This window comes from Spirochaetota bacterium (assembly GCA_040756435.1).
Taxonomy (GTDB): Bacteria; Spirochaetota; UBA4802; order UBA4802; family UB4802; genus UBA4802.
Map to the genome: position 1 here is coordinate 1 of JBFLZD010000079.1, position 11,808 is coordinate 11,808.

17 protein-coding genes are annotated in these 11,808 nt (G+C 37.7%); 3 read left to right on the forward strand and 14 right to left on the reverse strand.

The features are described 5' to 3' along the window. Positions 1–404, forward strand: a 404-nt coding sequence (locus tag AB1444_15230; protein ID MEW6528007.1) for a hypothetical protein, incomplete at its 5' end; no start/stop codon positions are given. A gap of 63 nt (positions 405–467) precedes the next feature. Here the strand turns inward: AB1444_15230 and AB1444_15235 are convergent. After that, positions 468–590, reverse strand: a complete 123-nt coding sequence (locus AB1444_15235) for a hypothetical protein (protein MEW6528008.1) — start codon at positions 588–590, stop codon at positions 468–470. A 411-nt stretch (positions 591–1,001) separates the two neighbouring features. Here AB1444_15235 and AB1444_15240 point away from each other — a divergent pair, with 411 nt between their 5' ends. After that, positions 1,002–1,724 (forward strand): lysophospholipid acyltransferase family protein, encoded by a 723-nt coding sequence (locus AB1444_15240; GenBank protein MEW6528009.1) that lies wholly within the window; start codon positions 1,002–1,004, stop codon positions 1,722–1,724. 309 nt (positions 1,725–2,033) lie between these two features. Here the strand turns inward: AB1444_15240 and thpR are convergent, their stop codons facing one another. Genes thpR through AB1444_15255 form a run of 3 tightly spaced genes read right to left on the reverse strand, consistent with a single transcriptional unit; the run spans position 2,034 to position 3,537 of the window. Next, a complete protein-coding gene (thpR, locus tag AB1444_15245; protein ID MEW6528010.1) occupies positions 2,034–2,597 on the reverse strand; it encodes an RNA 2',3'-cyclic phosphodiesterase in 564 nt (187 codons plus the stop codon). Continuing rightward, a complete protein-coding gene (gene gatC, locus AB1444_15250; GenBank protein MEW6528011.1) occupies positions 2,594–2,890 on the reverse strand; it encodes an Asp-tRNA(Asn)/Glu-tRNA(Gln) amidotransferase subunit GatC in 297 nt (98 codons plus the stop codon). The genes thpR and gatC overlap by 4 nt, the downstream gene beginning before the upstream one ends. Next, positions 2,890–3,537, reverse strand: a complete 648-nt coding sequence (locus AB1444_15255) for a hypothetical protein (GenBank protein MEW6528012.1) — start codon at positions 3,535–3,537, stop codon at positions 2,890–2,892. Before AB1444_15255 ends, gatC begins: the two co-directional genes overlap by 1 nt. A gap of 185 nt (positions 3,538–3,722) precedes the next feature. Between AB1444_15255 and AB1444_15260 the strand changes: the two genes are divergently transcribed. Continuing rightward, complete coding sequence (locus tag AB1444_15260; protein MEW6528013.1) at positions 3,723–5,921, forward strand: sulfatase; 2,199 nt, start codon at positions 3,723–3,725, stop codon at positions 5,919–5,921. A 2-nt stretch (positions 5,922–5,923) separates the two neighbouring features. Here the strand turns inward: AB1444_15260 and AB1444_15265 are convergent, their stop codons facing one another. The 10 genes from AB1444_15265 to rpsP form a co-directional block, all read right to left on the reverse strand. After that, positions 5,924–6,277: a YraN family protein gene (locus tag AB1444_15265; GenBank protein MEW6528014.1), complete on the reverse strand. Its 354-nt coding sequence runs from the start codon at positions 6,275–6,277 to the stop codon at positions 5,924–5,926. A gap of 37 nt (positions 6,278–6,314) precedes the next feature. Continuing rightward, complete coding sequence (locus tag AB1444_15270; protein MEW6528015.1) at positions 6,315–7,505, reverse strand: HD-GYP domain-containing protein; 1,191 nt, start codon at positions 7,503–7,505, stop codon at positions 6,315–6,317. A gap of 74 nt (positions 7,506–7,579) precedes the next feature. Continuing rightward, positions 7,580–7,846, reverse strand: a complete 267-nt coding sequence (locus AB1444_15275; protein MEW6528016.1) for an EscU/YscU/HrcU family type III secretion system export apparatus switch protein — start codon at positions 7,844–7,846, stop codon at positions 7,580–7,582. Positions 7,847–7,857: 11 nt separating this feature from the next. After that, entirely contained in the window at positions 7,858–8,832 is a 975-nt protein-coding gene (locus AB1444_15280; GenBank protein ID MEW6528017.1) for a hypothetical protein, read from the reverse strand. Continuing rightward, positions 8,829–9,482, reverse strand: coding sequence for a ribonuclease HII (locus tag AB1444_15285; GenBank protein MEW6528018.1), 654 nt, complete (start codon positions 9,480–9,482; stop codon positions 8,829–8,831). The genes AB1444_15280 and AB1444_15285 overlap by 4 nt, the downstream gene beginning before the upstream one ends. 3 nt (positions 9,483–9,485) lie before the next feature. Then, a complete protein-coding gene (gene rplS, locus AB1444_15290) occupies positions 9,486–9,905 on the reverse strand; it encodes a 50S ribosomal protein L19 (GenBank protein ID MEW6528019.1) in 420 nt (139 codons plus the stop codon). Further along, positions 9,902–10,603 carry a tRNA (guanosine(37)-N1)-methyltransferase TrmD gene (gene trmD / locus AB1444_15295; protein MEW6528020.1) on the reverse strand — a complete coding sequence of 234 codons (702 nt, stop codon included), beginning with the start codon at positions 10,601–10,603 and terminating at the stop codon, positions 9,902–9,904. Before trmD ends, rplS begins: the two co-directional genes overlap by 4 nt. Further along, a complete protein-coding gene (gene rimM, locus AB1444_15300; GenBank protein MEW6528021.1) occupies positions 10,600–11,118 on the reverse strand; it encodes a ribosome maturation factor RimM in 519 nt (172 codons plus the stop codon). The genes trmD and rimM overlap by 4 nt, the downstream gene beginning before the upstream one ends. After that, the gene (locus AB1444_15305) at positions 11,115–11,351 is read right to left on the reverse strand and encodes a KH domain-containing protein (GenBank protein MEW6528022.1); all 237 of its coding nucleotides are present in this window, start codon (positions 11,349–11,351) and stop codon (positions 11,115–11,117) included. Before AB1444_15305 ends, rimM begins: the two co-directional genes overlap by 4 nt. A 36-nt stretch (positions 11,352–11,387) precedes the next feature. Further along, positions 11,388–11,624: a 30S ribosomal protein S16 gene (rpsP, locus tag AB1444_15310; GenBank protein ID MEW6528023.1), complete on the reverse strand. Its 237-nt coding sequence runs from the start codon at positions 11,622–11,624 to the stop codon at positions 11,388–11,390. Between the last annotated feature and the right edge of the window lie 184 nt (positions 11,625–11,808).

An 11,808-nucleotide genomic window follows, 5' to 3' on the forward strand; every position in this document is an offset into this window, starting at 1 on the left:
TCAAACACTATGCACCTCTGTATAAATTACCGCTGCATACCTTCATTATAAATTTCATAAACTATGTGCTGTCGTATAAACGCATCCCCGTCAAAAGCTATAAACGGTTGCAGTATAGAAAGCGGTATCAATCCTGGAAGCGGGTTCATCTGTATTTGTATGAGAATGAGTATGAGTTTGTGATGGATGTGCGCAAAATATGTAAGATGTCTTTGGCAAAGATTATAGCCTATTGTGTAGAGAATTATCTTTTTGATTATCTTGCTGCGTTAGACAGTGATGAAAATACCGATAACTATCGATTTAGTGGCTACACATTTTCATTTTATTTAGAAGAAGGCATTCCTTGTTGCCAATTTTACTGGGGACCACCCCCGGAATTAGTAAAACTGGCCACTCAATAGCAGTCAAAACTTAAATAAATAGCCCAATAGATACCATACATATACTTTTAGGCAGCTAAAAGTCTATCTGCATACTGCCCTCCATATTATTTTAACTATCAGAGCAAGAGTATACTTTATACCAACACTTTTAGCTTTTAATTGCATCATTACAATATCAATAACCAGTGTATATTCAATTACCATTGCTGCTAAAGTGCCTGCTACTATCACAAAGTGACTAATGCCCGTATCTTCTTCATTTTGTAACTTGCATTGCTAGCACATAAATTGATGATACATCAAAATATACTATCTGAAATATGCGGCTTTACTTAAATCACTTGATTAATACTCCTGCACATGCTCTTCTCAGTACGAGCGGTGGATATAGTGTGTTGTGTGAGTATTTTTTTCAACTTAACATTCTTCTTCATACAATTATTTTTTTACTTTGCATTACACACGGAATGTATGCATATTTTAATTTCATCTAACTATGGTATGATTATTTATTATCATCTTGAAAATGTATTGACACTATATTAATAAATCAAATAATAAATTTGTTACACAAAAGTTTTATATTGATAAATTCAATATTCTATCAGGTGTGCGATGCAATATATCTTTAATCTTTTAAAATCAATATGGCTTGTTTTGTGGGCAGTGGTTATGAGTATAATTCTTTTTATACCCATGACTGTGGCCGCAATTTTTTCAGTTACTGGCAATCTGGCATTTAACATATCTAAGATATGGGCATGGACCATGCTCATTGTTACTGGTGTAAGGGTACATATTAAAGGCAGGGAAAAGATTAAGGAAGGCATGCAGTATGTCATTATCAGCAATCATCAGTCTCAGTATGATATCCTTGCTCTGGTTACCTCACTTAAAATGCAATTTAGATGGGTTATTAAAAAAGAATTGTTGTATATTCCCCTCTTTGGATGGGCATTATATGCAGCAAAGAATGTATTTATTGACCGCAGTAACAGGGAAAAAGCTATTGCAAGCATCAATAAAGCGGTTAACCGTTTGCCACAGGGAGTAAGCATTCTTGTTTTTGCAGAAGGTACCCGTTCAAAAGATGGTAGCTTGCAAAAATTTAAAAAAGGTGGTTTTACCATAGCTATTGAACGCAAAATGCCAATTTTGCCAGTTGTTGTAAAAGGAAGCAGGAAAATACTTCCCAAGGGTAGCCTAATTTTCCACTCTGGGAATATTGAGGTAGTGGTATGTAACCCAATACCGGTTGACCAATATACCCATGAGTCTATTGAAGAATTAATTAATATAACACACAATGTTATTGAACATGAATTATCCATATCGTAGACTTTAACCAGCATCCGTGGCATACCACGGTTTATACAAAAGGTATTACAATACTAAAACTGTTGGTATATCCTATTTTCAGGAAAATTGGCCGTGTCTATGATAATGTATCTAAGTGAGACTCTTCGTCCAGACCTTATTAGGACCCCACATGGCCGATAGAGGAAATGCTTTCTTGCTTTGAGGTCATTTATTTTATAGAATGTAAGAATCTAATTTTTTAAATGAAAATATCTTTTAGTATTCCAATAAGTCAGGATCCTTTCAAAGAAGGCATTTTATAGTAGAATGCTATTCTTAAGGTTGCATTTAAGCAAGATTAATTCCCTTTAACTCTGTATATATAGGGCCTTGAGGGGTAAGTTTTGATGAAAAAAGTATAACACGGTTAAACGTTGCGGTACCAAACTCCAGAGTGGTAAATGGTTGCAGGCGCTTGTGAATTGATTCGGTAAGTTTGCGCCCTTTTCGTATGCGGGCAAGTGTCAGGTGTGGTACAAAAGGGCGTTCTTCTTCCTTGATCCCGTATTTTTTTGCAAAATTCTGAATGCAGGTAACAAGTTCATTGATGGATTTCTGATCAGTCTCTATCACAGTCCATATAACCGATGGATTTTTACTGTTTGGAAACATTCCTATACTTTTCACTACATAGGGTAGAGGTGGGGTAGTGAAACGTAATGTTGCAAATTCAGATTCAATTGCCCGTGCAACGTTGCCCTCACATTCTCCAATAAATTTTAATGTTAAATGATAGAGCGAAGGTTCAACAACTTTAAGTACGTCATTGTATTGTGATAGCGTTGCATATACAGGTTGTAAATTATGAATAATTTCCTGGTCCATGGGTAACGCTATAAATAGCCTGTTCATTCTATTTCCTCTATAATGCGGGGTACAACAAAATGGCTTTTTTCAAACTGCGGTGCAATATGTTCAACTTCTTCTACGGGTAATGATTCTTTAGCTATATCTTCTCTGAATACATTGGATAATGGCACTATGTGATCAGCAGGCTGTACATTGGCGGTATCAAGCTCATTTATCTTTTCAACATAGCGTATGATGTCTTCAAGCTGTGTGGTAAATTCCTGCTTTTCTTCTGCGGTCAGCTCTAATCGGGCTAATTCACATACTTTGTTAATTACGGATTCGTCAAATTTCATTAATGTTCCTCCTTAAGAAAGTGTTTTCCCTTTGTCCTATATTCATTACGTATAAATATACAATCAACTATTTTTTCACTATCTGGATGTTTAATGACAACCTGTACGGTAAATTGCCTGCTTTCTACGGGTATCCATTTACCCGCAACAACAATGCAGTGGGTATCACCTGCGGGAATAAACGGGAGTGTGCAAGGAACACAATCCTGGGCAATATTAATTGTTTGTATCTTGCCTTTATAGGTAAGCAGGCGCTGCGGAGTTAATAGTTCATCTATCTGTATAAACTGGTATGCCGGTGATGATAGATAATTTTTTAACTCATCTAAGGTGTACACTGGTGAACGATTAGTGCCATAGAGTATTGCAATCTCTTTAATGGTGATAGGCTGGCTGCTTTTATTCTCTATCAATATCAAAAAAAATGGTATTTTAGGCAGCCTGCCACCTTTTGACTTATCAATAAACTGGCTTTCTGCTAACCGTATCCAGGTATCTTCGGTAAATGGCTCTATGGTGATGGTAATATCATCCTGTGTTGTTGTAGCAATGGGTGTGCCACTTTGTGACTGCATAGTATGGATAAGTCCAAACTGAGTTTTGCATCCAACTACTAAAACCAGTACAACTATATATACCCTTTTCATAGTATCTATACCTTTTTTATAATTCACAATAATAGGGCGATAGTTATTTTGTAAAGTTTTTAAAATGTAGTGAAGAAAGAAATAGATAAAAAATGAAGAGAAATATTGAAATCTCAATAAAAAAATGTATTGCAATAATAGATATCTTTAGACTGTATGCAAGCAATTAAGAATGTAGGGCTATTATGAAACGATATAGCATTGTATATAGTATCAGTATTATCGTGCTGTGTGCAGCCTGCGGGAGCAAGCCGGTATTTACCAATTTGATGCATACTGATGTTGCAATAGACTATGATGTAGCGCTTTTGAAAAATCTGTATTCTAAAAATGTGTATGTTGATCCCTGGCTACAGAAGCCATACATTGTAAAAGTTACTCATGATATTGATAAAGTAAAAAAGTGGTCAAAGGCAACACGTTCACTGGTGATTGCTGCAACAGAGCAAAATCCAGGAAAGGTTTTGTTTCCACTGCACCATAGCGGAAAACTTTTTTTTGACTGTGCGGTAATGGGTAAAGGCAGGCTTACTGTACAGTTACTATCGCCCACACAAAAAATGGTATTGGGTGAATATGCCCTGTCTTCCATACCATTTACGCACATACAGTGTAGCATACCTCATCTATTTGCTGGCGCAAAGCTTGTTATGGAATTTCAATCGTACACAAACAATCCCGCATATTGTTTTATTGCCAATGCTTTTGTGAAGCATAAAGATAACGACTTTAAAAAACCAAATGTGGTGTTTATCTCGGTTGATGCTTTACGTGCCGATGCAGTACACTGTATTGTACCCAAATACAACATCACTCCGAATATGGATGCACTGGCACGTGATGGTGCTGCGTTTACCAGACACTTTGTGGTTGCAAACTGGACGCGTCCTTCAACCATTGCTATGCTTTCTTCGGTGTATGGCTGGGCAACGGGTGTTAATATTTATTACTTTCAGGTATCACAGCAGGAAAAGAAATATTTTTATACGCAAAGCGGTGTGGTGCCACTGCCGGTACTTTTTGGTAAGCACGGATATGTTACGCGTTCTATTGGCAACAACGCATTTATTCTGGATCATTCAGGCATTGGCGTTGACTTAGGATTTGATGATATGTCCGAGTACGAGCGTCAGTGGGAAGATACTATGGATATTGCCAATGAGGTAATTCAATGGGTAACTACCAATAAAGATAAGCCATTCTTCCTTTTCGTTAATTTCAATGCTCCGCACAATGCCTATATTCCACCCCCGCAGTATTTAGAGCTACTTAGGAAATCAATCAAGAATGTGCATCCATGGTTCAGGCGATATTTAGGGGAAGTGGCTTACACTGATGATTATATTGGCAGAGTGGTGTCAGCGTTGAAGAAGCTAAACCTGTATAACAACACCATTATCGTAGTAACCACCGATCATGGTGAGGTGTTTAACAGCAAACATGAACATTCCCCATACACTGACAAAAAGTCAATTTTTACGCATGGGCAGACAATGTATGACGAAGAATTACATGTGCCATTAATCATCAAGCTGCCAAAAAATATCTTCAAAGGTTCTGCGATAGTACCGTATCAGGTGCGCAATATTGATATAGCGCCAACGGTGTGTGAATTAAGCGGTATACCTGTACCCGATAGTTATCAAGGAAAAACTCTCATGAGTTTCATTGCAGGAAATGAGATGCAGGATAGGTCTTTATACAGTGAAGGTAGGTTGATGTATGCTGTAAGGATTGATAACTTCAAGTATGTTGAAAAATTTTACGGATTTGGGGTTAAACCGCATCACTGGGGTGGGGCTCAGGTTGATGAGTATTATGAATTATACAATTTGAACCAGGATCCTGATGAGCTACATAATATTGTGGCTGTTGATACAAAAAAAGCATTTGAAATGCAGCAGCAATTGTATGCACTGCGGTTCAAGCAGCCTGAGAATATTCTGTATGCTAAAAGGGATGTAAAGGGCAGCATCAGTGTCCGTGAAGGATTTTTTTATACAGTGGAGTCCAGTGGACAGGTGAAAAAAATTTCAAGGCAACAGTATGCATTCACCCTTAAGAAGGGGGAAAGCATTATTTTTTCTACTATTCCAGCACGCACTGCCTGTTATATCCAGACTGATGGCAGAGCAGTGCTATGGGGATACAGTGGCACTGCTCTTCCTGAAACTAGCGGAATGTATGTCTTTGATACAACCCAGCCTCTGTTACAGAAAATGCCTGATGATGCAGCTTTACGTCTATTCCCTGATGAACTCATTGTGTGGAGTAAACCACAGAAAGGTGGCATACAGAAGGTTTCCGAAAATGTAGCCATTTCAGATGAAATGAACACGCTGCTCAAACAGTGGGGATATATTCAAAACGGTGGTGCGCGCTAAGTTTACCGTACTATATCCTGTATCCATTCTACTGTTTGCCCTAATATAGTTATGCAATCAAATCGCAGTGTGTAGTGTTTACTATTGTATTGTGAATTTTGAATCAGGAAATAGGTAGCCACTGCGCGTAGAGCTTTTTTCTTTTTATGGGTGATAGCGTATGATGGATTACCATATGCTAATGTATGGCGGGTTTTAACCTCAAAGAACACAAGCAATGTATCCTTTATGCCAATGATGTCAATTTCACCATAACGTCCGTAGCGGAAATTCTGTTCAATAACGGTAAATCCCTGTTTCTCTATAAAATCTTTTGCAAGGGTTTCTCCCTCAGTGCCAAATTGGTGGTTATTCATTGGAGTACTCCGCTATATAGTGAGTTTATGTATCAGACTATAGTACTTCAAAAAGATTTACGCCAATTTCGGCTTCATCAAGTGCCCGTATTATATACAGAGCTTTTTCTTCAAGAAGGTTAACGATAATGGTATCGGTAAAACGTTTTTTATTTGAATCAATAATAAGCTTAACAATAGGGCGCAAAGGCTTTTGCGGAATAGAACCAATAACAATTCCTACAGTACCATTGTTAAGCTCAACTATTGAACCAATAGGATATACTGACATCCTTGACAGGAATATACGCAGTATAACCGGGTCAAATTTATTGATTCCACTTGAGAGCAAATTCTTCATTGCCTGATAGAAGAATATCCGTTTACGGTATGCCCTGTTTGCTATCTGAGCTTCGTATGAGTCAGCTATGGCTGCAATACGGGCATATTCATCAATTTGTGTGCCTTTTAGTCCCCGTGGATAGCCTTTGCCATCATATTGTTCATGGTGTTGCAGGCATACAAGGGCACTTTTTTCAGGGATTTTGCCAAGTTGCCGTAGTGCTTTATACCCATGTAAGGGATGCGTCTTTATTTGATTAAACTCATGTTCCGTCAGGTTGGATTGCTTATGCATGATGTATGCGGGTAATTTAATCATACCGGCATCTATAAGCATGGTACCAATTCCCAGTTCACGCAGTTTTAAGGGCGTATATTTCAAAGCCATGCCTATAAGCAGGGAGTAAAATGTGACGTTAACAGAATGAACAACTAAATAATTTTTGCCTTCTTCCAATCCATACAAAAATAAAAAGATATTAGGATAATTCTTCATGATTTCCATTATTTTTGTTAAGGAAACATCAATTTCATCAATAGAAAACTGTTGATCAGCTTTTATGGCATTGTGGACATTTGCAATCGCTTTACATGCATCTTTATGTATTTCTATCAAAGGAACCCGTTGGGTAAGAAGCTTATTATAATCATCAATGATCTTCTTTGCTTCATCGCTTTCAGTCATGGTGGCACGGGCAGTAAAAGCCTTGATTTCTTGATCGGTTGAAACTAAAGTTCCCGCAGTTTCAACCTCACTGACTCCCCACCGCATAAGTTTTTTAATATCATCAAGCTTGATGGACACATTGGCAGCAACAAGCATATTGTTACTGTCTATATACACCGGTTTATCAAACCGCATCCCGGGTTTTAATTCATCAACTGGTATTTTTCGCATTTCAGCCATAGTTGTCAAATTTTTATGTTTGCCCCTTATTCACATATTGTTTATGCACTTTATACAGTAAAAAGTGCACTATTTCAATTCAATTTTTTTCTAAAATCGCTGTTTATGCGATAGCAATATGCCAGTACTACTGCAACAGCTTTGTAAAGGCTTTCAGGTATATATGAACCGGCTTCCAGGGATGAAAGTACTGCTGCTAAATCTTTGTCCTGATAAATAGGTATATTATACTCTTGTGCTTTGTCAAGAATACTTTTTGCAAGTTTTCCTTTCCCTTTAGCAATGACTTTGGGAATGTGTTCTTCTACTGAGTACTGCAGTGCTACCGCAATGTCTTCCATTATGGACTTACCTATACCGAAAAATCAATACTATATTGTATATACATATTATTAATTAATGCAATAATTTTTTCTTCCCAATCGCTTCGCTGTATACAATGACAGGCTGCCTTTTTGCCGGTTTGTTCATGTATACTGCGTGCTATAATAGGGCATTGCTGATGTAACTGGTTGAAGGCAACTTCATTAAAACAGTATATGGTAGCAGCTATTGCATCCTTTTGGGTTATCATAATATTCAATTTTCCTAAATGTGAAAATGTCACATCAATACATACATAATTATCATCGGAAAGAACATACGCATCACTGAATGAATTGCCATCATACAATGGCACTGTAAACAAATTTCCGGAACTATCGCTCAGGTATTGAATAAGGCTTTCAATATCATCTTTTGACATCATTGACATAAGGCTTTCAATTTCTTCATCGTGAAGCTCAAAATCTCGTAATGAGCTATCACCAATATTTTGTAATATATGCATAGTTAAACTTATACCAGTGTCTTTAGATAAAGTGTAACAAAATTTTTGCAAAAGCTTTTCCGGTACACCTTTTTGCAACAAACGTTGCAAAAGCGGAGCAATCACTGTAAATGTATATTCGCGATTACCATGTGTATCAAACAGTGCCTTGTGTAGTGAAAATACCGTCAGCGAATCTGCCATATTCAGGTTTTTCATAAATAAAGCATAGTTTGAAGGTGTTGCACACAGTATATCAGTTTTACCTAAAGCTTTAGGTTCAACCAGTGAAAAGATAAAACGGTTACCTGCTATTTTATCAAATTTTAAAAGTATATGGTTGGATTGTGGAAGTCCTTTTGCAAAACGTGTTTCAAAAGTCTGGTTTCCCACACGCACCATAGCGGTGGATGCAGTTAAACGTTTGGTGATGGTTCCTACAACTACTTGACCGCTTTTCAGTGTAATAGGTGATGATTGTGTTCGGTGCGCGCTAACAATGTTGTCTGTAATTTTCATGGAAATAGCGATAGTTCATAGAATAAACTTGCAACTGGTTCATAGGTCTTTCGGTGCACAGGCGATGGTCCGTATTTTTTTATGGCATTTAAATGCTTTGTAGTTGCATACCCTTTATGCTGTGCAAATCCATATTGCGGATACTGTGCATTGATTGTCATCATATATTCATCACGGGTTACCTTGGCAATAATTGATGCTGATGCAATGGAAAGTGACAGACAATCTCCTTTGATAATGGACTTATAGGGCAGCGATAGTTGAAATGAAAAATTGCCATCAAGAAGCACTATATGTGGTGTATGCAAACATTTTTGTAAAAGCGTGGCGATGGCAAAGTAGGTAGCTCCGTTTATATTCTTTTGGTCAATAATTTCAGGCGGTACAAGAAGGCAATCCCACCACAAACAATATTGTGTAATTATATTTTTAGCTTGTATGCGTTTTTTATGGGAAAGCTTTTTTGAATCATTTATACAACGAAGGATTTCTTGTGGGGGATTGTTAAAGATTTCAACAGGATAGATAACCATAGAAACAGAAAGAGGCCCTGCTAAAGAGCCCCTTCCTGCTTCATCTATGCCAGCAATGATGTTATAGCCTTTTGTACATTCTTCCTGTTCTATTGCAAAATCAGGTTTTGCAACCATACATTATGCATTTGGTTCTGTGTTTTCTGAATTGTCAACAACCTCGTGTGTTGCAGGTGTTTCAATGGCTTTTTTACGGGAACGAACTTCTTTAAGCTTTGCTGATTTACCGGTTCGCTCACGGAGAAAATAGAGTTTGGCTCTCCGTTTTTTGCCCTTTCTGACCACAGTAATTTTTTCAATTCGTGGGGAATGCAATGGGAATATCCTTTCTACGCCTACATCATAAGATATACGCCTCACTGTGAAGGTTTTGCTAATGCCTTTATTGTCAATAGCAATAACGATGCCTTCATATACCTGGATTCGCTCTTTGTCCCCTTCAATTATCCTGTAGTGGACTTTAACGGTATCGCCCACCTCAAAGTTTACATCACGGTAACTTTTACTGAATTCATTTTGTACTAACTGTATTGCTTTCATTGTTCTACCTCGTCCTTTTTTGCTTTATACAATCTATACAGATCAGGCCTTACTGCCTTAGTCTTTTCAATACTTTTTTCAAGGCGCCATTGCCTAATTTTCTCATGATTACCACTTATCAGTATATCCGGTACCGCCATCCCGTCAATTTCACGCGGGCGTGTATACTGCGGATATTCTAAAAGATAATTTTCAAAGCTTTCCTCAACCAGTGACTGCGGATTTGACATAAATCCCGGTATATATCGGCATAATGCATCAATAATGGTTAATGTTGCATACTCGCCGCCTGAAAGAACATAGTCGCCAACAGATATTTCATAATCAACAAAACGGTCAATCACCCGCTGGTCTATGCCTTCGTACTGGCCACATATAAAACAGTAACTATCGTACATAAAAAGCTTTTTTACAAGCTCTTGTGTCAGCAAAACTCCTGATGGTGACGGGTAAATAACTGTTGAGTCATCTTTATGCAATTCAATGGCTTTGAATAGTGGTCCTGGCATAAGCACCATGCCACTTCCGCCCCCATACGGGTAATCATCACATTGACGGTATTGACCTTCGCCCCACTGTCGCAGGTTTATTATTTCAAAGCGGCACAACCCTTTTTCTACTGCTTTTCCCATAAGCCCGGTTTGCAGGGGGCTTTCAAAAAATTCCGGAAACAGCGTAATAATTTTAAAGATCTTCACTCAATAAGCCCTTCAATAGGGGAAATCTCAAGAATATGTTCATGCAGTCGATGGGTGCTTACCATACTTTCAACAAACGGTATAAGGTATTCTTTGCCTTCGGGTGTTTTTAGTACCAGCGTATCAGCTGCACCGGTCTGGATAATATCAATTACCCGTGCAAAGATTTCATTATTATAATAAACCTGACAGCCAATGATTGCTGAATAATGAAAACTGTTGTCTTCACGTGTTACTTCAGTATCACAAGCATCTATGAATATCTCGCATCCCTTAATTGCATTTGCAGAAGTTACATCCTGTATGCCTTCTAAATACATGTATCCAGTACGTTTTGCTGCAAAGGTAAAACCTGTTATGGTAAAAGCTTTGTAATGTCCACGTATGTTCACATACACCGGGACATCACCAGAAAATCGCTCAGGGAAATCGGTAATTATATGAACTTTAAGGCATCCATCCAATCCATGGATGCCGGAGATGACTCCAATACGAAAATATTCTTTACTGCTCAATCAAGTATTTCCAGAACTATCCTTTTACCTGTTTTTGTGGCTGATGCATTTAATATAGTTCGAATTGCACGCGCAATTCTTCCATGCTTGCCAATAACTTTTCCAATGTCTTCTTTGGTGACCTTTAATTCAAGAATAGTAGATTTTTCGCCTTCTATCTCCCTTATTTCAACTTTATCGGGATGATCAACGAGAGATTTAACCATGTACTCCACAAGTTCCTTGTAATTCATCGTTATCGCCTCCACCTGTAAGATTGGAATAAGCCTTTATATACCGGCTTTTTTTAGTAATTTTGCGATAGTTTCTGTGGGCTGAGCGCCTTTTTTCAGCCACTCTGCAACTTTTTCCCTGTCAACTACAAACTGCTCACCTTTCACTATGGGTTGATAATGCCCCAAGCTTTCAATAACTGCACCATCACGACGTTTTCGTGAATCAACCACCACTACCTTATAGAATGGTTTTTTCTTGGTTCCAGCGCGTTGCAATCGAATCTTAACCACGTATCTACCTCCTGAAATAATTAGTGGATGATTATTTTTGATAAGTATTTTTTGTCAATACAAAATATAATACACCGTATTACATAAATCAAGGATAAACTAAAACATTTTAAAAAGTAATATAAAAAAACCAGTAATAATTCCTTAAAAAATTTCATAATGAATAATAGTATACACCCCCGCC

Excerpts from the sequence above, each read along its gene's own strand:
- AB1444_15240 (MEW6528009.1), top strand. The coding sequence starts at position 1,002 with ATGCAATATATCTTTAATCTTTTAAAATCAATATGGCTTGTTTTGTGG.
- AB1444_15285 (MEW6528018.1), bottom strand. The coding sequence starts at position 9,482 with ATGGTTGCAAAACCTGATTTTGCAATAGAACAGGAAGAATGTACAAAA.
- rplS (MEW6528019.1), bottom strand. The coding sequence starts at position 9,905 with ATGAAAGCAATACAGTTAGTACAAAATGAATTCAGTAAAAGTTACCGT.
- thpR (MEW6528010.1), bottom strand. The coding sequence starts at position 2,597 with ATGAACAGGCTATTTATAGCGTTACCCATGGACCAGGAAATTATTCAT.
- AB1444_15260 (MEW6528013.1), top strand. The coding sequence starts at position 3,723 with ATGAAACGATATAGCATTGTATATAGTATCAGTATTATCGTGCTGTGT.
- AB1444_15255 (MEW6528012.1), bottom strand. The coding sequence starts at position 3,537 with ATGAAAAGGGTATATATAGTTGTACTGGTTTTAGTAGTTGGATGCAAA.
- AB1444_15265 (MEW6528014.1), bottom strand. The coding sequence starts at position 6,277 with ATGAATAACCACCAATTTGGCACTGAGGGAGAAACCCTTGCAAAAGAT.
- AB1444_15235 (MEW6528008.1), bottom strand. The coding sequence starts at position 590 with ATGGTAATTGAATATACACTGGTTATTGATATTGTAATGATGCAATTA.
- AB1444_15280 (MEW6528017.1), bottom strand. The coding sequence starts at position 8,832 with ATGAAAATTACAGACAACATTGTTAGCGCGCACCGAACACAATCATCA.
- AB1444_15305 (MEW6528022.1), bottom strand. The coding sequence starts at position 11,351 with ATGAATTACAAGGAACTTGTGGAGTACATGGTTAAATCTCTCGTTGAT.
- AB1444_15270 (MEW6528015.1), bottom strand. The coding sequence starts at position 7,505 with ATGGCTGAAATGCGAAAAATACCAGTTGATGAATTAAAACCCGGGATG.
- AB1444_15275 (MEW6528016.1), bottom strand. The coding sequence starts at position 7,846 with ATGGAAGACATTGCGGTAGCACTGCAGTACTCAGTAGAAGAACACATT.
- gatC (MEW6528011.1), bottom strand. The coding sequence starts at position 2,890 with ATGAAATTTGACGAATCCGTAATTAACAAAGTATGTGAATTAGCCCGA.